The sequence below is a fragment of the Bradyrhizobium sp. 44 genome, from assembly GCF_023073095.1.
GTDB lineage: Bacteria > Pseudomonadota > Alphaproteobacteria > Rhizobiales > Xanthobacteraceae > Bradyrhizobium.
Genome location: NZ_JADPIY010000008.1, coordinates 131,707 through 152,747 on the forward strand (window position 1 = coordinate 131,707; position 21,041 = coordinate 152,747).

The window sequence follows — 21,041 nt, forward strand, 5'->3', positions numbered from 1 at the left end:
GCTAGCGCCGCATCAGGCCTTTGCTCTCCATGCGCCAGACCAGCAAATCGATGCGGTCCTGACCGAAGAACGGCTCGTTGTCGAACACGAAGGTCGGCACGCCCCAATGGCCGGAGGCGGCGTGGTCCTTCTCGTTCTCAGTGATTACCTGCTCGTAGCGATCCGGGTCCGCGGTGATCGCGGCATCCATCGCGACGAGATCGAAGCCGGCCTTGGCGGCGGCGCGCACGAGATGATCGCCTTCGTTCCAGCCCGCCACCGAGCCGTCCCACAGCACGCGGGCGATCGCATCGGTGAATGCGAGCGAGCGTCTTTCGAGCTGCGCCATGGCACCAAGCCGGGTCAGACGGTGGATGTAGGGCTGCTCCGCCGCGACGTCGAACGTGACCTTGTCCTGCACGATCGGATCGGGCCTGGGAAAGCGGAACGGAATGCCCTCGTGCTGCGCGACGCGCGTGCTGTCGAGCACCACATAGCGAATGAAGTTCGGGCTGGCCTTCTTGAAAAACCCGGGCACACGGACTGCGAGCGGATAGACCGGCCGCACATTGACCGCCAGATCGTAGGTTTCGACGAGCTTGAGCGTCTTGGGCAGCGCCAGATAGCTGAACGGACTGCGAAAGGAGTAGAAGAGGTCGACGGAGAGCGTCATCGGGCCGGCTCCGCGAGCCGCCCCATCATGCTGCGGGCCACAAGCTTGTGGAAGGGCGTGATGAGCGCGAGGTAGGCGCGGCCCAGCCGATTGTTGGTCCGCACCAGCGTGGTCAAGGTGACGTGGCGCGGCACCGCTTCGCCGACCACATCGACCACGATGCGGAAATCGAGATGATAATCATTGAAGCCGGCGACCAGCTGCTCGGGCGTTTCACTCAGCACCGGAAACAGGCCGATCAAACCGCCCGGCGCCGGCGTACCCTCGCCCGATGTTTTCAGGCCGAACGGCGTCACCAACACGTTGCGCAGGCGTGTCAGTGCACCGACCCAGCGCGGCCCGTGCAACACCATCCTGGTGCAGGCCTCGCGGGCATTCACCGGTGCCGTGCCGATCTCCACGCGAAAGGCGTCGATGAATTGCGCACCGGCCAGCAGCGCGCCGGTGTCGACATCGGGGGTGACTTCGCGGACGGTCCCGTTCATTCCGTCAGTCTGCGCGTCAGCATCCGGAAGCGCAAGATCAGAAGTCCGGCATAGACGAACGATCCGATCGACAATCCGATCCAGACACCGACCGCGCCGAGATCGGCGTGAAAAGCGAGCCACCAGGCGATGGGAAAGCCCACGCACCAATAGCCGATCGCGGCGAATACCAACGTCATCCTGGTGTCATTGATGCCGCGCAGCGCGCCGCCCATGATGGTCTGGATGGCATCGGCGATGAAGAAGGTCGCGCCGACCAGCAGCAGCTTCGCGGTCAGCTCGACGGTCGCCATGCTCGCCACGTCGCTGCCGAAGAACAGTCGGCCGAGCTGATAGCGGCCGAAGATGATCGCGACGGTCAGGGCCGAGACGAACGCGATCCCGATCACGGCTGCGGCGAGACCTGCGCGCTTCACCGCAAGCGGCTCGCCGCGGCCGAAGGCGTGACCTACCCGCACGGTGGCCGCCATGCCGATGCCGAGCGGGACCATGAACAGCACGGCGGTGACCTGGAGCGCGATCTGATGCGCCGCGAGCGCCGTGGTCGAGATCAATCCCATCAGCAGCGCGGCCGAAGAGAACAGGCCATATTCCAGCAGCAGCGAGAACGAGATCGGCGCGCCGATCGCGATGAGCTTGCGCATCAGGGGCCAGTCGATCCGCCAGAGATGGGCAAGCGGACGATAGTCCGCGAACGGCTTGCGCAGCCCCGCAATGGCGAGCGTGGCGGCGAACGAGCCGAGATTGACCAGCGTGGTCGCAAGCCCCGCGCCGAACAGGCCGAGCTCCGGCAGGCCGAACAGGCCGTGGATCAGGACATAGACCAGCGCGGCATTGACGGGGATCGCCGCGAGCGTGATCCACAGCGGCGCCTGCGGCCGGTTCACCGCGCTCATCATGCTGCGCAGCGCGATGAAGCCGAGCGCCGGCGCGATGCCCCAGGCCAGCCCATTCAGATAGCGCTGGGCGAGCGCGGCCGAGTGCGGCGCCTGACCGAGTGCAACCAGGATGTGCTCGCCATAGAGCGGCGAGGCCATCATCGGCAGCGAGATCAGCAGCGCGACCCACAGGCCGACGCGTAAGGAGCGGCGGATGCGCCTGACATCGCCGGCGCCGAACGCCTGCGCGACCAGCGGTGATACCGCCGCCATCAATCCGAGCCCGAACGTGAAGCTGACGAAATAGACCGTATGCGCCAGTGCCGCTGCTGCCACCGCGCTCTCGCCGAGCCGGCCGATCAGCGCAAGATCGGTCGTGATCATCGCGATCTGCCCGAGTTGCGTCAGCGTCATCGGCACGGCCAGCCGCAGCGTCTCGACGAATTCGTCGGCGAGAGGATTTAGCGGCGCGCCGGCTTGCGGCTGCGAACGAGGCTGGACGGTGTCGAGCATAGCGGGTCAATAGCACGGCCGGGCGACGAAAACATGGCTTGGTCTTCTCCCTCTCCCCTTGCGGGAGAGGGTGGTTCGCCACGTAGCGTCGAGACGGGTGAGGGGTATCTCTCCGCGTACGGCACTCAAGCAGCAGGACTCGCTGAAGCAACCCCTCATCCGGCGCCATAGCCGATGCGAAGCTTCGGCGTTCTTAAAAACGGCGGCCGAAGGCCGCTTATGCCACCTTCTCCCACAAGGGGAGAAGGGAAGAAACTCTCAGCCCTTCCGTTCCGGCACGCGCCTGATCTTCGCGCCGAGCGCATTCAGCCGTTCGTCGATGCGCTCGTAGCCGCGCTCGATCTGGTCGGCGTTGTTGATCGTGGAGGTGCCCTCGGCGCAGACGGCCGCGAGCAGCATGGCCATTCCGGCGCGAATGTCGGGTGAGGTCATCGTCGCGCCGTGCAGCCGGCTTGGACCGGCGATGATGGCGCGATGCGGATCGCACAACACGATGCGCGCGCCCATCGCGATCAGCTTGTCGACGAAGAACATCCGCGATTCGAACATCTTCTCGAACATCAGGATCACGCCCTCGCATTGCGTGGCGGTGACGATCGCGATCGACATCAGATCGGCCGGGAAGGCCGGCCAGGGCTGGTCTTCCAGCTTCGGCACGTGGCCGCCAAAATCGTCCTGGATCTTCAGCGTCTGGTTCGAGGGCACGATGAGATCGTCGCCCTCGATGCGGCAGACGATGCCGAGCCGCTCGAATCCCATGCGGATCGAGCGCAGATGCTCGACGCCCGCGCGCACGATGCGAAGCGGCGAACGCGTCACGGCGGCAAGCCCGATCAGCGAGCCGACCTCGATATGGTCGGGCTGGATCCGGTAGGTCGCACCACCCAACGTCGCCGGACCATGCACGATCATGGTGTTGGTGCCGATGCCCTCGATCCCTGCGCCGAGCGCGACCAGGAAGTTGGCGAGGTCCTGCACATGCGGCTCGGACGCGGCGTTGCGCAAATAGGTGGTGCCTTCGGCGGCGACGGCTGCGACCAGCGCGTTCTCGGTCGCGGTCACGCTGGGCTCGTCCAGGAACACGTCGGCGCCGGTCAGTTTCGAAGCGCGGAATTCGAGCCGGTCGGTCGCGGTGACCTTGGCTCCCAATTGCTCGAGCGCGAGCACATGCGTGTCGAGCCTTCGGCGGCCGATGACGTCGCCGCCGGGCGGCGGCAGCATCACTTCGCCGCAGCGGGCGAGCAGGGGGCCCGCGAGCAGGATCGAGGCGCGGATGCGCACGCATAGCTCAGGATCGAGATCCGCGGCGCGGATGCTCTTGGCGTGGATATGAAGCGTGTTGCGGGCGGTCCATTCCGCCGCCGCGCCGACCGAGCGGATCAGCTCGACCAGCGTCTCGGTGTCGCGGATCCGCGGCACGTTTTCCAGCGTCACCGGATGCTCGGTGAGCAGGGCTGCCGCGATGATCGGCAGGGCCGCATTCTTGTTGCCGGAAGGCTCGATCGAGCCCGAGAGCCGGTGACCGCCCTCGACAATGTACTGGATGGGCGCCACGGGGTCTCTCGCTGTCGTGTTGAGTGGGGGCGGGTTTTCGAGGCGGAAGCTACCGAGAATTGAGCGCGGGAGCAATTCTGCACTTGTTGCGAGGGCGGGGGGAGGTTCAGCCGAGGTGTCTCTACGTCATGGCCGGGCTTGTCCCGGCCATCCACGCCTTTGCCAGATGCACGGAGAACGTAGATGCCCGGGCCTTCGCCTCGCCGAAGCGGCTTCGGCCGCGCAGGCGGGACAAGCCCGGGCATGACGACCGTCCAAAGCCATCCGATCTCAGATATCGATCGTCGCGCTCAGCGAATGTTCCTGGATGAAGTCGCGGCGCGGCTCGACCACGTCGCCCATCAGCTTGGTGAAGATGTCGTCGGCCTCGTCGACCTCCTTGACCTTCACCTGGAGCAGTGATCGCGCATTGACGTCCAGCGTCGTCTGCCAGAGCTGCTCCGGATTCATCTCGCCCAGCCCCTTGTAGCGCTGCAGCGAGACGCCCTTGCGGCCGGCGTCTGTGACGGCTTCGAACAGATCGACCGGGCCGTAGACCATGTGCTCGGTATCCTTGCGCCGCAGCTTGCCGGGCCGGGCATAAACGTCCTGGAGCTTGACCGTGTACTCGTCGAGCTTGCGGGCTTCGACCGAGCCCAGGAACGCGTCGTCGATGAGGGCGACGTCCTTGACGCCGCGCACCGTGCGCTCGAACTGGAAACCATGGCCTTCGACGTATTGACCGATCCAGCCGCGCTCGACCTCGTCGGCGAGCGTGTCGAGGCGGGCGGCGATGTATTGCGCGGCCGCGGCGGCTTTCTCCCGATCGCCGTAGATCGCCTTGTTGAGCACGCCGGTGATGGCAGCCTGCTCGATCACCTTGCGATTGTAGCGGGTGTGCAGGCTGCGCAGGACGCCGCGAACGGCACGGGCGTCGTCGACCAGCGAGCGCAGGTCGCGGCCGGTGCGATCGCCGCCGGTGCCGGGAATGTAGACGCAGTCGTCGAGTCCGGTATCGATCAGATAATCTTCCAGCGCCCGCTCGTCCTTCAGATATTGCTCGGACTTGCCGCGGTTGACCTTATAGAGCGGCGGCTGGGCGATGTAGAGATAGCCGCCGTCGATGATCTCGCGCATCTGCCGGTAGAAGAAAGTCAGCAGCAGCGTGCGGATGTGGGCGCCGTCGACGTCGGCGTCCGTCATCACGATGATCTTGTGATAGCGCAGCTTCTCGATCGAGAATTCGTCGCTGATGCCGGTGCCGAGCGCGGTGATCAGCGTGCCGATCTGCTCGCTGTGCAGCATCTTGTCGGGACGCACGCGTTCGACATTGAGGATCTTGCCGCGCAGCGGCAGCACGGCCTGGAATTCGCGGTTGCGGCCCTGCTTGGCGCTGCCGCCTGCCGAGTCACCCTCGACGATGAAGAGCTCGGATTTCGCCGGATCCTTTTCCTGGCAGTCGGCGAGCTTGCCGGGCAGCGAGGAGACCGAGAGCGGGCTCTTGCGCGTCAGCTCGCGCGCCTTTCGCGCGGCTTCGCGGGCAGCTGCCGCCTGGATCACCTTGCCGACGATCATCTTGGCTTCGGAAGGATGCTCCTCGAACCAGGCTTGCAGCGCCTCGTTGAGCACGTTCTCGACCACGGGGCGCACTTCCGAGGACACCAGCTTGTCCTTGGTCTGCGACGAAAATTTTGGATCCGGCACCTTCACCGACAGCACAGCGGTGAGGCCTTCGCGGCAATCATCGCCGGTGAGCGCGATTTTCTCTTTTTTCGCGTTGGCCTCGGCATAGCCGTTGACCTGGCGCGTCAGCGCGCCGCGGAAACCGGCGAGATGGGTGCCGCCGTCGCGCTGCGGGATGTTGTTGGTGAAGCACAGCACGTTCTCGTGGTAGCTGTCGTTCCACCACAGCGCGGCCTCGACGCCGATGCCGTTGGCTTCCGCGCGCACCATGATCGGCGCCGGCACGATCGCCTTCTTGTTGCGGTCGAGATATTTGACGAATTCCTCGACGCCGCCGGAATAGTGCATCTCCTCGCGCTTCTCGACGGCGTGACGCATGTCGGAGAGAGCGATGTTGACGCCGGAGTTGAGGAAGGCGAGCTCGCGCAGCCGGTGCTCCAGCGTGGCGAAATCATACTCGATGTTCTTGAAGGTTTCCGTCGAGGCCTGGAACGTCACCTCGGTGCCACGCCTGCCGGGCGCATCGCCGACCACCTTGAGCGGCGCGACCGCATCGCCATGGGCGAATTCGATGTAGTGTTCCTTGTTGTCGCGCCAGATGCGCAAGCCGAGCTTGCTCGACAGCGCGTTGACGACGGAGACGCCGACGCCGTGCAGGCCGCCGGAAACCTTGTAGGAATTCTGGTCGAACTTACCGCCGGCATGGAGCTGGGTCATGATGACCTCGGCCGCCGAAATACCTTCGCCCTTATGGATGTCGACGGGAATGCCGCGGCCGTCGTCGCGCACGGTGACGGAATTGTCGGAATTGAGGATCACGTCGACGCGAGTGGCATGGCCCGCGAGCGCTTCGTCGATCGCGTTGTCGACGACCTCGTAGACCATATGATGCAGGCCTGAGCCGTCATCGGTGTCGCCGATATACATGCCCGGGCGCTTGCGTACGGCGTCGAGACCCTTGAGCACGCGGATCGATTCCGCCCCGTAATCGCTCGGATTTGAGGGTTCGTTTTCGGCAGGCGTCTGCCGAGCAGGTTCTGTCATGAGAGGCCTTCGAGATGTCGCCCGAATCAGCGGCGCAAAAGGCGCTGATATGCGGGCTATTTGTGCCACGAAAGACGGATTGCGCCTAGCGCAAAGTATCTCCTGGCAAGTCTTTGATTAAATGGGATTTTTCGGCCGATTTTCAAGGCTTACGAGGGCCAATTCGGCGGCTTGGAAAAAGCGCGATTCGGGAAGCCGTTTAGGGCCGTGGAAGGCGTGGATTTTGCGGGGACGAGGGGTGCTCCGAGGCGCCTTGGAACGCCCCGGAACGGCCTTGCAACTCAATACATCTGAAGCGGCAGCACGTCTCCGCTTGGCCCCACCAGGAGGCCCCAGGCATCGCCGGCGGCAACGGTGAGGGTCTCGGTGCGAGCAGGGCGTCCCGGCAGACGCAGCGCGTACTGGTACTTGCCCGGCGGCAGATCGAGCATCGGGCCTTTCGGCGATTGCGGACCGCCGGCGCCGGCCGCGATCTTCACGGTTTGATTGTTGATCGTCAGCGATGCTTCCTTCGGTCCCATATTGCCGAGCATCAGCCTCGCCTGTCCCGCCTTCGGCATGATGTCGGCCTTGGCCGCGGCCTGCGGATTCCGCTGCATCAGGCTGACAATCGTCTCGTCCCTGGCGCGGCCAAGCTTCAGCACGGCCGGTCCCTGCGGCGAGGTGAACGCGAGCTCCGCCCGCTCGGCGGTCACGATCGCGCCGTCGGTCTTTTCCTGCCAGCCCCGCTTGGTCAGCTCCGTGCGATAGAACGCAAGGACCTCGCCAAGCTCGGCGGGAATGCTGGCTTCGAGCTCGGTCCGGAACGACTGGTCGCTGCCGGGGAATTTCGTGGAGCTTAATCCGGTCGAGCTGTGCTGCGTCGGCACGGGCAGGGCGGAATCGGGATCGAGCGTGAGCGGCTCCTTCGATTTGGCCTGGGCCGCCTTGGCTTGGGTCGATTTGGCCTCGACAGGCTTCGCCGCGGCGATAACCAGACCGGAGCCGTTGGCGCTAACGTTCACCTTCGGCCCCATCTGCATCACGGTCATCGAGATCGACTTGCCGCTCTTGGAGAATTCCATCACCGCCATGTTGGGCTGGTTGATGACGGAAGGTTGCTCCTTCCAGCCCGCTGGCTTGAGCGATGCGCGATAGAACGCGGTGAGCGCCTTCACGCTCGACGTCGAGGAGAATTCGAGCTGGCCGTCGTCGCCCTCGAACTTCACGCCTTCGGCGTTTTCGGGCAGCGGCACCGGCGTCTTGCTGTCGGCCAGCGCATTCAGCGGCGCGTCGGACAACGCGGCCGCCTGCACCTTGCGCCTTGCTTCGTCGGCAGTGATGAGCTGCTTGGCCGCACCTAACGCATCCCCAAGGAACTTCTCGTCCGCCTCTTTCTTCGCCTTGGCACGGGCGGCAAGCGCGGAGTCCTTCACCTGCGCGGTCAGGCTGACCATGGTGAAATCATATTTGCGGCCAAGCCGCAGCACGCCGGTTTCCTCCGCCGAAGAGATCTTGATCGCGACCTCGTCACCGGGTGCGAGCGGCGCGCTGCCGTCCTCCTGCCAGCCGCGCGCGGCGAGCTCGCGGTGATAGAAGGCGAGCACGGCCGGCAGCTCGGCCATCGCGGCGGCCGACATTTCGCGCTTGTTGTCGCTCGCGCCTCCGAGGCCCCTGGCCGTCTTGGTCGGGCTCGGCCGCGGCAGGCCGGCCAGATCGCTATCGGCCCTGAGCTCGCTGGGCAGCGCGAAGGGCGCGACCCGGATATCGATATTGGTGCGGCCGTCGTCGCGGCGCGTCAGCGTCAGCATCACGGGCTTCTGCTGATAGAAGCCGGTCTCCTTGCTATCGGCGTGCGCGTAGAACGCGCGCAGGCCGTTGGGAACGGTTTCATCCAGGCTGGTCGCCCAGCGCGCGGCGGTTTCCGGCGTGAGCTTCTGCCAGCCGATCGCAGCCATCTGGCTGGCATAGAAATCCGACGTCGCATCGAGCGTCGTCGGTGCGACGCAGCCGAGATAGGGCCGGGTCCCGTCGAACACGATGTCGCCTGCCCCTTCCGGAAATGGCACGTTCCCGTAAATCCGGTCGGTGGTGTAGTAGACCACGGACTGGTCGGGCCGGCCGGGCGCCTGCGTGAAATGCACGGAAAGGCCCTGTCGTCCCTTCCTGAACTTCAGCAGGCTGCTTTTTTCCTCAAGCGGCATCACATAGGCGACCCAGCCGTTGTCGCTCAGCAGCTTTTGGACCGCGGGCAGTGTCACGGCCTGCCGCGTCGGTACGCGATATTCGACGCTATAGGGATCGGGGCGCGAAGTTTCTTCCACCGCACCCTCGAGCTGCGGCAGCGCGTGGACGTCGACGCCCTCGTCGGCGCCGGCCGCGATCGAGCAGCTCGCCATCAGGAAGAGACCGCATGCAAGCAGCCGCCATCGTGCCGGGACTTGCGTCCCGCGCGGGATCATCGCCATCGTTACGTCTCCAGGATGCCGCGCGGCGCTTGGGCGCCCGCGATTGCAACGGCTGCGACACCGTCGGCGGGGCCTCAGACGAGAAGTCGCGGCAGGAACCGGGCAGGTTCAAAGATCCCGAACTGGTCAATACAGCTGGAGCGGCGACCATGCCTCGCCGTCGCGCCCGACGGTGAGCTCCCAGGCGTCGCCGGCTGCGACAGTGAGGATGTGGGTGTAGGCTGGACGGCCGGGTACGCTCAGTTCGTAGGAATATTTGCCGGGCGCCAGATCCAGCGATACGGCGTTGGCGCCGGCGGCGCGCTTGATGATCCGCGCGTCGATCCCGAGCACGGCTTCCGTTTCACCGATGTTGCTGAACACCAGCTTCGCCTGGCCCGGTTCGGGCATGACGTTCGCCCGGCTTGCAGTATCCGAGTTCTTCTGCACGAGATGAACCAAGGTGCTGCTGTCCTTGCGGCCGAGCTCCAGCATGGCCGGCCCGAGCGGAGAGACGAACGCGAGCTGGACGTGATCGGCGGAAACGACGGCGCCATCATGCTGCTCCTGCCAGCCGAGTTTTCCGAGCTCCCTGCGATAGAAAGCGAGAACGTCGCTGAGCTCGGCGGGCACGGTGGCTTCGAGCTTGACGCGAAGCGGCGCATCGACGCCCCGCATCAGAGTGGTGTGGATTCCTCGAAAACTGTAGCGGGTCGGTGCGGGTAGCCTGGCATCGGGATCGGGCATGAGATCGGCCGAAAACAGCGGCTGCGGCATCCAGGCGCCGGCGCTTGCCGCGAGCATGCACGTCGCGAGCAAGACGAGGCCGCACGCAAACGCCTGCCATCGTGCCGGGACTCGCGCCCCGGACCTTGCCGCCCGCATCTCACTCTCCAGGGTTCGCGCGTGATGTCATTGCGCGATTGCAAATCGGCCGCGACGCCGTCGGCGCCGCCTCCGGCAACTAGTCGCGGCGGAAATGGGGCCGGTTCAACGGCTGCGACTACCGCCGAGCCGATACCTGTCCGCTTTCGACGTCAAAGATCTCGCCCCCGGCGCCGATCTCGGCGAAGGCGGCGGGGTCTGCGCCGGTCAGCCACACCTGCGCGCCGAGCTTGCGCAGCTCGTCGAACAGCGCGGCGCGCCTGCCAGGATCGAGGTGCGCGACGACCTCGTCGAGCAGTAGCAGCGGCACGATGCCCGTCATCTCGGCGACCAGGCTCGCATGCGCCAGCACCAGCCCGATCAGCAACGCCTTCTGCTCGCCGGTCGAGGCATCGCGCGCCGGCATGCTTTTCGGCGCGTAGATCACCTGCAGATCGGTGAGATGCGGACCATCCGTGGTGCGACCCGCGATGGCGTCACGCGGACGGTTGTCGCGCAGGATCTGGCGGTAGCGATCCTCGACCGACGTCGCGGTCTCCGTCAGCAGCGCGTTCTCCATCCAGCCGTCGAGCGCGATCTGCGCCGAGGGGAAGGCGGAGGCTTGCGCGCGCGCGTTGAGCATGCCGGTCAGCCGCGCCGCGGTCTGGCCGCGGGTTGCGGCGACCGCGACCGCAAGCTCTGCGGTCTCGCGCTCGATCGCGTCACACCAATGGTCGTCGTAATTGCGGGTCTCGAGCAGGCGGTTGCGCGAGCGCAGGGAACGTTCGAGCGCGGAGATGCGGCTGGAATGGTCGCTGTCGATGGCAAGCACCAGGCGGTCGAAGAAGCGCCGGCGCTCGGACGCCGCTCCCATGAACAGCCCGTCCATCGCCGGCGTCAGCCACACCATGCGGATGTGGTCGCCGAACGACGCCGCCGAATTAACCGGTTCGCGGTCGATGCGGCAGCGCCGGCTGACCGCGGCGTCTGCGCGCGGCGGATCGATGCCGGTGCCGAGCGTGGCAAGGCCCAGCGCGCCTTCGACCTGTGCCGACACCGCCCAGGAGCCGTCGCCCTGGTTGTCGGCGACGTCGTCCAGCGTCGCGCGCCGCAAGCCGCGTCCCGGCGACAGGAACGAGATTGCCTCGATGCAATTGGTCTTGCCCGCTCCGTTCGGCCCGACCAGCGCCACCATGTCAGCCTTCGCCTCGAGCCCCGCCGCCCGGTAATTACGAAAATGCGTCAGCGTCAGGCGATGAATGCGGGAGGGGGTCATGTTGTCTTTGTCATTGCCGGGCATCCACGTTTTGTCTCCAAAGACGTGGATGGCCGGGACAAGCCCGGCCATGACGGATGTAGTCGATGCGAAGGGGCGCCGGTAGCCCTCACACCCGCATCGGCATCAGCACGTAGAGTGCGCTCTTGTCGTCGCGGTCTTGCACCAGGGTCGGTGAGCCCGGGTCGGCGAGCCGGAGCGTTGCGACGTCGCCTTCGATCTGGGCGGCGATGTCGAGCAGATAGCGGGAGTTGAAGCCGATATCGAGGGCGTCGGAGGCGTATTCGACTTCGAGCTCTTCGGTCGCGCTGCCGGAATCCGGATTGGTCACCGACAGCACCAGCTTGCCCGGCGACAGCGAGAGTTTCACGGCGCGGCCGCGCTCGCTGGAAATCGTCGAGACGCGGTCGACCGCGTTCTCGAAATCCTTCTTGTCGACGACGAGCTCCTTGTCGTTGCCCTGCGGGATCACGCGGCCGTAATCGGGGAATGTGCCGTCGATCAGCTTCGAGGTCAGCACCACATTGCCGATGGTGAAGCGGATCTTGGCCTGCGACAGCTCGATCGTGACCTCGGCCTCGTTGTCCTCGATCAGGCGCTGCACCTCGCCGACGGTCTTGCGCGGCACGATCACGCCGGGCATGCCCTCGGCGCCCTTGGGCTGGACCAGGTCGAGCTGGGCGAGGCGGTGGCCGTCGGTGGCGACGCCGCGCAGGGTGGCGGCTTTGGCCGAGCCCGCGGCATGCAGATAGATGCCGTTGAGATAATAGCGGGTCTCCTCCGTGGAGATCGCGAACTGGGTGCGGTCGATCAGCCGCTTGACGTCCTTGGCGGCGAGGCTGAACGAATGCGACATGTCGCCGGCCGCGAGATCCGGAAAATCATTCTCCGGCAAGGTCTGCAGCGTGAAGCGGGAGCGGCCGGCGCGGATCGCCAGCACGGCGCGGTCGCCGTCGGCTTCGAGCACGATCTGCGAACCGTCCGGCAGCTTGCGCACGATGTCGTAGAACATGTGCGCCGGCACGGTGGTGGAGCCCGCGGTCGCGGTTTCCGCCGCGAGCGTTTCCGTGACCTCGAGGTCGAGGTCGGTCGCCTTCAGCGACAATTTCGCGTTCTCGGCCCTAACAAGCACGTTGCCGAGGATCGGAATCGTGTTGCGGCGCTCGACCACGCGATGGACGTGGCCCAGCGACTTCAGGAGTTGCGCGCGTTCGACCGTAACCTTCATTGCACTACTCGCCCGATCCCCAAGGAAACACAAATCTGGAAAAGCCGGGCGGCGGGACGCGCGCCACGGCACCGAAATCCCCGGAAGGCCGGGTCATCCAGCCGATATGACCAAAGCCGTCAGGGTCGCGCAAGGTGGCGCGTAAAGTCATCCGTTTCAAGGGATTGCGCGACAGTTCCCCACGATTTACCGGCAAAGACGGGCCGGCGCCCAGCTGGACCAAGACCGCCGCCCCAGGCATGGCCGGGGCGGCGCGAGGGAAGGGGAAAGACCTAGGCGTTTATTCCTGAAGCTGGCGCTTGAGCGATTCGACCTCGTCCGACAGCGCCGTGTCCTTGGAAACCAGGGCCTCGATCTTGCGAACGGCGTGCAGCACCGTGGTGTGATCGCGCCCGCCGAAGCGGCGGCCGATCTCCGGCAGCGATCGCAGAGTCAGCGTCTTGGCGAGATACATCGCCACCTGGCGCGGACGGACCACGTTGGCGGTCCGGCGCGAGGACAGGAGGTCGGAGCGGCTGACATTATATTGCCGCGCCACCACGCGCTGGATGTCCTCGATCTTGATCCGCTTCGGTTCCTGCGGCCGGATCAGGTCGCGCACCTCGTGCTCCGCCATCTCCAGCGTCACCGGCCGGTTGTTGAGCTTCGAATGCGCGAGCAGGCGGTTGATCGCGCCTTCGAGATCCCGGCCGTTATGGGTGATGGCGCGGGCCAGATAGGTCAGCACCTCCTCCGGCACCTCGAAGGTCGCATGATGGGCGCGGGCCGCGGCGACGCGCGACTTGAGAATGCCGTGTCGCAGCTCCTCGCCGAGCGAGGCCATCTCGACCACGAGGCCGCCGGCCAGCCGCGAGCGCACGCGGTCGTCGAGGCTTTCGAGATCGGACGGCGGACGGTCGGCCGCGATCACGACCTGGCGGCCGGCATCGATCAGCGCGTTCAGTGTGTGACAGAACTCGGCCTGGGTCGACTTGCCCTGCAGGAACTGGAGATCGTCGATCACGAGCACGTCGATGCCGCGCAACGCTTCCTTGAAGGCGAGCGCCGTCTGCGTCTTCAGCGCGGCGACGAAGCCGTACATGAATTTCTCGGCGGTGAGATAAAGCACCTTGCGCTCGTTGCCGGAATTGCCGGCCCAGGTCACCGCCTGCAAGAGATGCGTCTTGCCGAGGCCGACGCCCGCATGGATGTAGAGCGGATTGAACATGACGGGATCGCCGCGACGACCCTCGGCGACCTGACGCGCAGCCGCATGCGCCAGCGTGTTGGAACGGCCGACGACGAAGCTTGCGAAGGTCAGGCGCGGATCGAGCGGCGAACCGCCGAGCGCATCGTGATTGGCCGACACCGGCGCAGTCGCGGTCGAGCGCAGCTCCGGCGCAGGCGAGCGGCGCGTTTCGACCGGCGCTGGCGCTTCCTTCTGCTGCACAACGGGGCGCACGGCCGAGCGCACGGTGAGATCGATGCGATGCACTTCCGGCATCTCGGCCTGCCAGCACGACAGCACGCGCTCGGCATAATGGGCCTGGATCCAGCTCTTCAGGAAGCGGGTCGGCACCGACAGACGCACGCTCTCGTCCTGGACGCCTTCCAGATCCATGCGCGCAAACCAGCTCGTATAGACGTCTTCGCCAACGTTCGAGCGCAGCCGACTCTTCACGCGTGACCAGCGATCCTGTTCCGGGGTTGTCATCATTTGAGAACTTTTCTTGAGAGATAAGGTTGCGTGGTGAGCGCCATGCAGAGTTCCTGCCAGCAATACCTGCCCAGGATTATTTGCAATGGCGGGACCTCAAGCGATTTCACCTGCAGGCATGGCTCGACCGCTCGGCGGAAACGCCGCGTCCGATCAGCAATGTCTAGAGATGGAGGGGTCGCGAGGTCAGCGCGTACTCGGCGCTCCGTGACACGCGGGAGGCTTGGTGTCCGACGAATCTAAAACGGCATCGCTGGAAGTCGAAATGCTGGAAGTCGAAATGTGTTTCAATACCGCGTTGAGTTCGTAAGACATGATACCTCCCCGTCCTGCCGTGATTGCTCGCGACAAGGTCCTGCGTGTCCAAACGACACCCGCGTCGTCATCGGATGCCTGCCCGTGTACTAGTCCGCTCGGCCTCGCCATCATGCCTGTCGGGGCAGCTTTCAAGATGTCTCTTAAGCGCGAGAGAAAGATCCCGCTTGGAGACATTCAGACAAAGAGCTACCGTTCCCGCATTGCTGTGGGTTTTGATCCGACAATCGCTTGTTGAAGCGCCGCCTACGTGCACATCGCCGCCGATTTGCACGCTCGCCCCGTTTCCGATACCGCGCTGGTCTCAAGATCGTGGGCGCCGCTGACGTCTTAAGGAATACACTATGCGGAAAGACTCGCAACGGAATTGATTCACACTTGAGGCATCAAAAATCTTGATCTGCGTTAACGCCACGCGGACTTGTGCACAGGCTTCAGAGCAAGTTTTTGGATTCGTGCACAGAATCGAAGACGCCACGTTTCATGTGACAATTCTCCGCCACCGCCAAAAATTTTTTACAAAAGCGTCACGCGCGCGACGCGCGGACGAGTTTTCCAAATGCTTGGCCTCACTATGTCGATAAGTGGTTAGCTAGCCATCGTTTTTTGAGTCTCGTTTCACAGGGTAACTCCATCGCGTGACGCGATCCGGGGAAACTACGGTGTGCAGAACTCGCAGACGCGCGAATTCAACTTGCGCCCGCCTCGCAAGGGTCTTTTGCACCGCGGTGGAGTTTCCGCTGTTGCAAAATCATTCGCAGGTAGAACTACGGGACATCATGGTGCAAACGCCGCAATCCTCCGATCGAAGGTCGCTCGGCGCGTGACTGCTTGCGTGGATATGGCAGGCAACAAAAAAGCCCGGCGTGATGCCGGGCTGTTTGACGTATGCGATGTGCGACCGGATCGTCCGATCGAACGAATGCTGCTAGATCACTCGCGAGCTTACTTGGCGAGCTTGGCGATCTGCGCGGTGAGCCGCGAGACTTTGCGGCTGGCATTGTTCTTATGAATGATGTTTCGCTGCGCGGCGCGCATCAAGGCGGGCTCGGCGTTCGCCAGCGCCGTCACGGCTGCGGCGCGGTCGCCGGTCTTGATCGCTTCTTCGACGTTACGCACGGCACCGCGCATCTGGGTGCGGCGCGACTTGTTGACGGCGGTGCGGCGGGCGATCTTGCGCGTCGCTTTCTTGGCGGAAGTGGTATTGGCCATGGTCTCAATGTCCTTTGCGGGTACCGGTCGCGTCTTGGTCGGGTAGCGCCGGCTTGCTTGACCGCGTAATCGACGCTCGGAATTAGGGTGTTCGGTTGCTAGGCTGTTCCTGGAACAAGAGCGACGGCCTTGCGGCTGTCTCTGAGGCCCAAAGAGCCTCTCAGCTCTAGGAGCCTCTAAGCCCCGAAGAGCCTCTAAGCCCAAAAGAGCCTGCAACTGCTCAAAGAACAGCGGCGGCAGGATTGCGCCCGCCGCCAGTTGGCGCCCTTATAGAGAGGGTCTTTGGCACCGTCAACGCTTTCCCGGGCTGGACAACCAGCCTCTTGGGGTGGGGATGAATGCCGTAACGCCCTGAAGAGGTTGAATTTCTGCCGTCTCCCTTGTATTGGCTGGCGGCGTTCCGAGGGTCGTCCGATCGGACGACTATAAAGGGTGAGGCATGATCCGCGGCTTTTTCCGACTGATTGGGCTGCTGCTGCTCGCTGGCGGGTTCATCTTCATGGTCTACGACGGCGCCCGCTGGGTCGCCGACCAGACCCTTCGGTTCACCCGCTTCGGCCAGTTCTGGAACGACATCAATCAGGCCAGCCAGACGGCATTCCGGACCTGGGTCGAGGCCAAGGCGCCCTGGCTCTGGAACTCGGTGATCCGCCTGGTGCTGGATCAGCCGGTTTTCGCCGTCCTCGGCATTCTCGGCATCCTCCTGATGATCCTGTTCCGCCCGCGCAAGCCGCTGATCGGCTATTCCCGGGATTGAGCTTTCGATTCGCGCGCCTCGAACCGGCGCGCGGACGGCGTAACGGGGCTGCCCCTTTGCGCGTAAAGACCTATATTCCCAATTGATCGCGAGCACGCCGCCTGAGCGCTTGGCTCATCGCCTTGGCTCAGGCGAGGCACAGCTCGTTCCCGGAGATCCGTCCATGCTGTTCATGCGCAAGACCACCGCATTGCCGAGCGCCACGGAAGCGCTGCCCGGCCGTGCGCAAGCCATTCCGACCGCGACCACCCATTTCGTCAACGGCACGAAGTTGCAGCCGCCTTATCCCGCCGGCCTCGAGCAGGCGGTGTTCGGGCTCGGCTGCTTCTGGGGCGCCGAGCGCAAGTTCTGGGAGCTAGGCGAGGGCGTTTACACAACTGCTGTCGGCTATGCCGGCGGCCACACGCCGAATCCGACTTATGAAGAGACCTGCTCGGGCCGCACCGGTCACACCGAAGTGGTGCTGGTCGTGTTCGATCCGAACAAGGTGTCGTACGAGAAGCTGTTGAAGACGTTCTGGGAGAGCCACAACCCGACGCAGGGCATGCGTCAGGGCAACGACGTCGGCACGCAATATCGAAGCGCGATCTACACCTGTTCAGACGTGCAGAAGAAAGCGGCCGATCAATCGAAGGCGCTCTATCAGAAGGCGCTTGCTGCAAAAGGTCTCGGCACCATCACCACCGAGATCGCACCCGCCGGCGAATTCTACTTTGCCGAGGACTATCATCAGCAATATCTGGCCAAGAATCCCGCCGGCTATTGCGGTCTGGGCGGCACCGGCGTGTCCTGCCCGATCGGCGTCGGCGTGAGCGCGTAAGTCAGCCGCGAAGGTGGTGCACCTCTCCCGCTTGCGGGAGAGGTCGACGCGTCCCGGGCGATGCGAAGCATCGTCCCGCGCGCCGGGTGAGGGTTCTATCCTCTGGGGGATTGTCCCGTCGTGGATACACCCTCTCCCCAACCCTCTCCCGCAAGCGGGAGAGGGAGCGCACTGCGCCCGTAGCCGCATCGTCGCGCCACCCGGCCCTCAACGCTTTATTAACCATAACCGGTGCATCACTGGATCTGTCTCGTTTCGAGGGATAAGTCCGGTGCCGGTTGCACGCGCGTTTCGATTGTCGATCTCGGCAGCGTCCCTGGCAGCGTCCGCCGCGCTGACCCTTGGCGGCTGCATGCAAACCGCTGGTCCCGTCGCCTATGTGCAGCCGCGCGCCGATCTCGATTCGATGGCCTATGGCCAGCCGTACAACGCGCCGCAGCCGGTCGTCGTCGGCAGTGGCGGCGGTGCCATTGCAGCACTCAGCAATTCCTTTGCCTCGCCTGCGCCCATGCCGGTTGGTTATGCCGCACCGATGGCGGCGCCGGTCCGGTACGATTCCTCCTACCATCTCGACGCCGGCGACAGGCTGCGCGTCGTGGTCTATGGCCAGGAAGGTCTCACCAACAGCTACGCGATCGACGCCGGCGGCTCCATCACGATGCCGCTGATCGGCGGCGTGCCGGCGCGCGGCCGTACCCCGGCGGGCCTTGCCGGCGAGATCGCCGCGCGGCTGCGCAACGGCTACATCCGCGAACCTTCGGTCGCCGTCGAGATCGAGGCCTATCGCCCGTTCTTCATTCTCGGCGAAGTCTCCGCGCCCGGCCAGTATCCGTATGTGCCGAACATGACGGTCGAAAGCGCCGTCGCAATTGCCGGCGGCTTCTCGCCCCGCGCCAAGCGCGACGTGGTCACCGTCACACACACTGAAGCCGGCGGCGCCATGCGCGCCGTGGTGCCGCTCGGCACGCCCTTGAGCCCCGGCGACACCGTGTTCGTCGGCGAGCGCTGGTTCTAGAGCGCTTTCGAGCGAAGCTCTAGCTCACCGCCTGAAATCCAGCCGCCCGTTCGGAAAACATCCGTCGATCCTGGTGGCGTCGACCACCAGCCCAACCCATGGCCGTGTAATCACCGGATTGGTTAGGTTGATATATTTCCCGACCAGGCGATCCCCGCCGTCGCGCGCCGCATCGATCAGCCCGTGCCGGCGGCCATGGTCCCAGTCGAAGCGCAGGAAGATGCGCTCGCCTGTGACCCGCACCTCAGCGCGTCCTTCTTTCCAGGCTTGCGGCGTATCGCCGGCAATGGTCGGATCTGCGCCGCCATTCCAGCGGCTGGCCCAGATGCCGTCGAGCGGGTCTGACTGTGCCGCGATTTTTGCCCACGCCGCCGCGTTGACGTCGGCGGCATCGCCGGCAAGCGTGGCGATTGCGGCATAATCCATGACGTCGCGATCATCAGGCGCGGGCACGTCCATGGTGCCGAACGGATTGCGGATGACGACGTTCGTATTGGCTTGCTGCATCACGATCTCCCGGCGTGGGTTGGCTTGATCAGCCAGCTCTATCGCCGTGCGGCAGGATGCAGCCACCCGATTCCTGCTCTCTTCATCATTCCGGGCGTGCGCCCGTCGGCGCATCCCGGAATGACAGAGAGCCGCGCGCGCTACGATTTCAAATGCTTGGCGAAAAATTCCATGCTGCGCGGCCAGGCGATGTCGGCGCTGGCCTTGTCGTAACTCGCCCGCTCGTCGCAGTGAAAGCCGTGCTGCGCGCCCGGATAGACGAAGACCTCGACGTCCGGCCGCTTCGTCTTGATGGTCTCGACGTCGGTCAGGGGAATGCCGGCATCCTTCTCGCCAAAATGCAGCTGCGTCGGCACTTTGGGTGCCTCGTCGGCAAAGCGCACGACGGCGCCGCCGTAATAGCCGATCGCGGCCTTCAGGCCCGACAGCCGTGTCGCCGCGACGAAGGCGACGCTGCCGCCCAGGCAAAAGCCGATGATGCCGACCGGGCCGACGCTCTTCACCGCATCGATCGCCGCCTGGGTGTCGCGCAGCATCGCGTCCCAATCCGGACTGGCGACGAACTTGCGCGCCTCCGCGATCTCATCGGGCGTGTAGCCGGACTGGAAGCCCGGCGAGGTCCGGTCGAAGATCGACGGGGCGATCGCGACATAGCCTTCCCCGGCGAGGCGATCGCAGACCGAGCGGATGTGATGGTTGACCCCGAAAATTTCCTGGATCACCACCACCGCGCCCTTCGCCGTGCCCGCGGGGTCGGCGCGATAGGCACTGAGCAGGAAATTGTCGGAGGCCGTCAGCTTGGTGTCTTGTCCCACGCGGGTTGTCCTTGGTGGTTGTCACGAATTCACTCTTTCTCCTCATCCTGAGGAGCGCGCTCTTGCGCGCGTCTCGAAGGATGAAAGGCCGAGCTGCGAGAGGCGGGCCTGCATGGATCGAGACGGCGCTTCGCGCCTCCTGACCATGAGGAGAACCACCTACTCCCACATCCAGTTTTCGCCGTAATCCTCCTTCCATCCCGCCAACCGGCCATGACGGAACTGCAGGAACAGGCGGTGACGGTAGGGGATCAGTCCGCTGCCGCCGATGTTGCGAAGCGCGAGATAGATCTCGTTGCCGGGACGCCCGCGCACATATTGCAGCGGTTGCCCGAGCGCCCGCGCGGTCTGCCCGGCATCCATGCCGAAGGCGAGCGGCGTGTTGTTCGACAAGGTCGCGACGAAGGGCAGGCGGGGTGGTGTCCCGCCGAACTGCTCGGCTTGCGCGGATACCGACAGCAACACCGCGCCCGCAGCCAACATCGCTCGCTTCATTGCCTGTGTTCCCGTCCGATCGTCTATTCCGGCAAGTTCTTCAGGAAAGGCAGCACCGCGTCAACAAAAGCCTGCGGCTGGTCGATGTTGACGGCGTGTCCGGCGGCGGGAATCACGACCTTTTGCGCGCCGGGAATTTTCGCGGCCATGTAGTCCGACGCGGCGAGGAACGGCGTGTCGTCGGCACCGACCACGATCAGGCTGGGCACCTTGATCTCCGGCAGCAGCTCGATCACCTTCGCATCGCGCTGGGTCAGCATGCCGCGTGCGGCGAGCGCCAATCCCGTGGCATTGCGATGGCGCGCGGTGGCGCGCTCGCGCGTCGCCGCCTTCAGCACGTCGAGCCCTTCGCGGTCGAACTTGTCGGCGGTGGCGAGCGCCCGCGCATTCCAGGCCTCGCGTGCATCGTCCTTCTTGAAGCCCGGGCCGGTGTCGATGATCAGCAGCGCGCGGACGCGCTTTGGATGCGCGCGAGCGAAGGCAAGCGACATGTAGCCGCCGAGCGACAGCCCGCCGATGATGGCGCGCTCAGTGCCGACCACATCGAGAATCGCCGCGATGTCGCCGACCGTGAGCGCTTCGCTGTAGGCGGCGGGATCGTCGGGATAGTCGGACTGGCCGTGACCGCGCATGTCCCACAGGATCAGCTTGTGGTCCTTCGCGAGCGCATCGACCTGCCCATGCCACATCGCCGAGGTCGATGAGTAGCCGTGGGTCAGCAGCAGCGGCGGGCCTTCGCCATGAACCTCGTAGTAGATTTTGACGCCGTCCCGATCGATCCCAGCCATTGCATGCCTCTTGCTATCTCGTTTCTTCACCCATCCTAA

The 21,041-nt window shown here is 64.8% G+C and carries 18 protein-coding genes; 3 read left to right on the forward strand and 15 right to left on the reverse strand.

The genetic code is table 11. The features are described from left to right. Window position 1: 1 nt before the first annotated feature. The 11 genes from IVB41_RS02670 to rpsT all read right to left on the reverse strand — a co-directional run bounded on the left by IVB41_RS02670 (window position 2) and on the right by rpsT (window position 15,805). Complete coding sequence (locus IVB41_RS02670; RefSeq protein ID WP_247426413.1) at window positions 2-652, reverse strand: 2-hydroxychromene-2-carboxylate isomerase; 651 nt, start codon at window positions 650-652, stop codon at window positions 2-4. Beyond that, on the reverse strand, window positions 649-1,137 hold the full coding sequence (locus tag IVB41_RS02675) for a DUF2867 domain-containing protein (RefSeq protein WP_247285147.1): 489 nt from the start codon (window positions 1,135-1,137) through the stop codon (window positions 649-651). Before IVB41_RS02675 ends, IVB41_RS02670 begins: the two co-directional genes overlap by 4 nt. Further along, window positions 1,134-2,528 carry an MATE family efflux transporter gene (locus IVB41_RS02680; protein ID WP_027566103.1) on the reverse strand — a complete coding sequence of 465 codons (1,395 nt, stop codon included), beginning with the start codon at window positions 2,526-2,528 and terminating at the stop codon, window positions 1,134-1,136. Before IVB41_RS02680 ends, IVB41_RS02675 begins: the two co-directional genes overlap by 4 nt. Before the next feature lie 258 nt (window positions 2,529-2,786). Then, entirely contained in the window at window positions 2,787-4,082 is a 1,296-nt protein-coding gene (gene murA, locus IVB41_RS02685; protein WP_247426415.1) for a UDP-N-acetylglucosamine 1-carboxyvinyltransferase, read from the reverse strand. A gap of 270 nt (window positions 4,083-4,352) precedes the next feature. Continuing rightward, window positions 4,353-6,788 carry a DNA topoisomerase (ATP-hydrolyzing) subunit B gene (gyrB, locus tag IVB41_RS02690; protein ID WP_027566101.1) on the reverse strand — a complete coding sequence of 812 codons (2,436 nt, stop codon included), beginning with the start codon at window positions 6,786-6,788 and terminating at the stop codon, window positions 4,353-4,355. A 281-nt stretch (window positions 6,789-7,069) separates the two neighbouring features. Further along, a complete protein-coding gene (locus IVB41_RS02695) occupies window positions 7,070-9,235 on the reverse strand; it encodes a hypothetical protein (protein ID WP_247426418.1) in 2,166 nt (721 codons plus the stop codon). Between the two features lie 126 nt (window positions 9,236-9,361). Then, window positions 9,362-10,099, reverse strand: coding sequence for a hypothetical protein (locus IVB41_RS02700; RefSeq protein WP_247426421.1), 738 nt, complete (start codon window positions 10,097-10,099; stop codon window positions 9,362-9,364). 118 nt (window positions 10,100-10,217) lie between these two features. After that, the gene (gene recF, locus IVB41_RS02705) at window positions 10,218-11,354 is read right to left on the reverse strand and encodes a DNA replication/repair protein RecF (protein WP_247426441.1); all 1,137 of its coding nucleotides are present in this window, start codon (window positions 11,352-11,354) and stop codon (window positions 10,218-10,220) included. A gap of 109 nt (window positions 11,355-11,463) precedes the next feature. After that, window positions 11,464-12,582, reverse strand: a complete 1,119-nt coding sequence (gene dnaN / locus IVB41_RS02710) for a DNA polymerase III subunit beta (RefSeq protein ID WP_007598262.1) — start codon at window positions 12,580-12,582, stop codon at window positions 11,464-11,466. A 280-nt stretch (window positions 12,583-12,862) separates the two neighbouring features. Then, window positions 12,863-14,275, reverse strand: coding sequence for a chromosomal replication initiator protein DnaA (dnaA, locus tag IVB41_RS02715; protein WP_026233035.1), 1,413 nt, complete (start codon window positions 14,273-14,275; stop codon window positions 12,863-12,865). A gap of 1,263 nt (window positions 14,276-15,538) precedes the next feature. Next, the gene (rpsT, locus tag IVB41_RS02720) at window positions 15,539-15,805 is read right to left on the reverse strand and encodes a 30S ribosomal protein S20 (RefSeq protein WP_007598259.1); all 267 of its coding nucleotides are present in this window, start codon (window positions 15,803-15,805) and stop codon (window positions 15,539-15,541) included. A gap of 439 nt (window positions 15,806-16,244) precedes the next feature. On the opposite strand from rpsT, the gene IVB41_RS02725 reads away from it, so the two are divergent. From IVB41_RS02725 to IVB41_RS02735, 3 genes are all read left to right on the forward strand, one after another. Continuing rightward, complete coding sequence (locus IVB41_RS02725) at window positions 16,245-16,562, forward strand: hypothetical protein (protein ID WP_247426444.1); 318 nt, start codon at window positions 16,245-16,247, stop codon at window positions 16,560-16,562. 163 nt (window positions 16,563-16,725) lie between these two features. Next, on the forward strand, window positions 16,726-17,382 hold the full coding sequence (msrA, locus tag IVB41_RS02730; RefSeq protein ID WP_247426448.1) for a peptide-methionine (S)-S-oxide reductase MsrA: 657 nt from the start codon (window positions 16,726-16,728) through the stop codon (window positions 17,380-17,382). Between the two features lie 271 nt (window positions 17,383-17,653). Further along, window positions 17,654-18,397 (forward strand): polysaccharide biosynthesis/export family protein, encoded by a 744-nt coding sequence (locus IVB41_RS02735; RefSeq protein WP_027566096.1) that lies wholly within the window; start codon window positions 17,654-17,656, stop codon window positions 18,395-18,397. A 24-nt stretch (window positions 18,398-18,421) separates the two neighbouring features. Here IVB41_RS02735 and IVB41_RS02740 read toward each other — a convergent pair whose 3' ends face one another. The 4 genes from IVB41_RS02740 to IVB41_RS02755 all read right to left on the reverse strand — a co-directional run bounded on the left by IVB41_RS02740 (window position 18,422) and on the right by IVB41_RS02755 (window position 21,002). Then, window positions 18,422-18,904: a hypothetical protein gene (locus IVB41_RS02740; RefSeq protein WP_247428976.1), complete on the reverse strand. Its 483-nt coding sequence runs from the start codon at window positions 18,902-18,904 to the stop codon at window positions 18,422-18,424. Window positions 18,905-19,044: 140 nt separating this feature from the next. Further along, window positions 19,045-19,719, reverse strand: a complete 675-nt coding sequence (locus IVB41_RS02745; RefSeq protein WP_247426451.1) for a dienelactone hydrolase family protein — start codon at window positions 19,717-19,719, stop codon at window positions 19,045-19,047. Between the two features lie 159 nt (window positions 19,720-19,878). Further along, on the reverse strand, window positions 19,879-20,214 hold the full coding sequence (locus IVB41_RS02750; protein ID WP_247285157.1) for a hypothetical protein: 336 nt from the start codon (window positions 20,212-20,214) through the stop codon (window positions 19,879-19,881). Between the two features lie 23 nt (window positions 20,215-20,237). Then, the gene (locus IVB41_RS02755; RefSeq protein WP_247357466.1) at window positions 20,238-21,002 is read right to left on the reverse strand and encodes an alpha/beta fold hydrolase; all 765 of its coding nucleotides are present in this window, start codon (window positions 21,000-21,002) and stop codon (window positions 20,238-20,240) included. Between the last annotated feature and the right edge of the window lie 39 nt (window positions 21,003-21,041).

Excerpts from the sequence above, each read along its gene's own strand:
- IVB41_RS02670 (WP_247426413.1), bottom strand. The coding sequence starts at position 652 with ATGACGCTCTCCGTCGACCTCTTCTACTCCTTTCGCAGTCCGTTCAGC.
- IVB41_RS02675 (WP_247285147.1), bottom strand. The coding sequence starts at position 1,137 with ATGAACGGGACCGTCCGCGAAGTCACCCCCGATGTCGACACCGGCGCG.
- IVB41_RS02680 (WP_027566103.1), bottom strand. The coding sequence starts at position 2,528 with ATGCTCGACACCGTCCAGCCTCGTTCGCAGCCGCAAGCCGGCGCGCCG.
- gyrB (WP_027566101.1), bottom strand. The coding sequence starts at position 6,788 with ATGACAGAACCTGCTCGGCAGACGCCTGCCGAAAACGAACCCTCAAAT.
- IVB41_RS02695 (WP_247426418.1), bottom strand. The coding sequence starts at position 9,235 with ATGGCGATGATCCCGCGCGGGACGCAAGTCCCGGCACGATGGCGGCTG.
- IVB41_RS02700 (WP_247426421.1), bottom strand. The coding sequence starts at position 10,099 with ATGCGGGCGGCAAGGTCCGGGGCGCGAGTCCCGGCACGATGGCAGGCG.
- recF (WP_247426441.1), bottom strand. The coding sequence starts at position 11,354 with ATGACCCCCTCCCGCATTCATCGCCTGACGCTGACGCATTTTCGTAAT.
- dnaN (WP_007598262.1), bottom strand. The coding sequence starts at position 12,582 with ATGAAGGTTACGGTCGAACGCGCGCAACTCCTGAAGTCGCTGGGCCAC.
- dnaA (WP_026233035.1), bottom strand. The coding sequence starts at position 14,275 with ATGACAACCCCGGAACAGGATCGCTGGTCACGCGTGAAGAGTCGGCTG.
- rpsT (WP_007598259.1), bottom strand. The coding sequence starts at position 15,805 with ATGGCCAATACCACTTCCGCCAAGAAAGCGACGCGCAAGATCGCCCGC.
- IVB41_RS02725 (WP_247426444.1), top strand. The coding sequence starts at position 16,245 with ATGATCCGCGGCTTTTTCCGACTGATTGGGCTGCTGCTGCTCGCTGGC.
- msrA (WP_247426448.1), top strand. The coding sequence starts at position 16,726 with ATGCTGTTCATGCGCAAGACCACCGCATTGCCGAGCGCCACGGAAGCG.
- IVB41_RS02740 (WP_247428976.1), bottom strand. The coding sequence starts at position 18,904 with ATGCAGCAAGCCAATACGAACGTCGTCATCCGCAATCCGTTCGGCACC.
- IVB41_RS02750 (WP_247285157.1), bottom strand. The coding sequence starts at position 20,214 with ATGAAGCGAGCGATGTTGGCTGCGGGCGCGGTGTTGCTGTCGGTATCC.
- IVB41_RS02755 (WP_247357466.1), bottom strand. The coding sequence starts at position 21,002 with ATGGCTGGGATCGATCGGGACGGCGTCAAAATCTACTACGAGGTTCAT.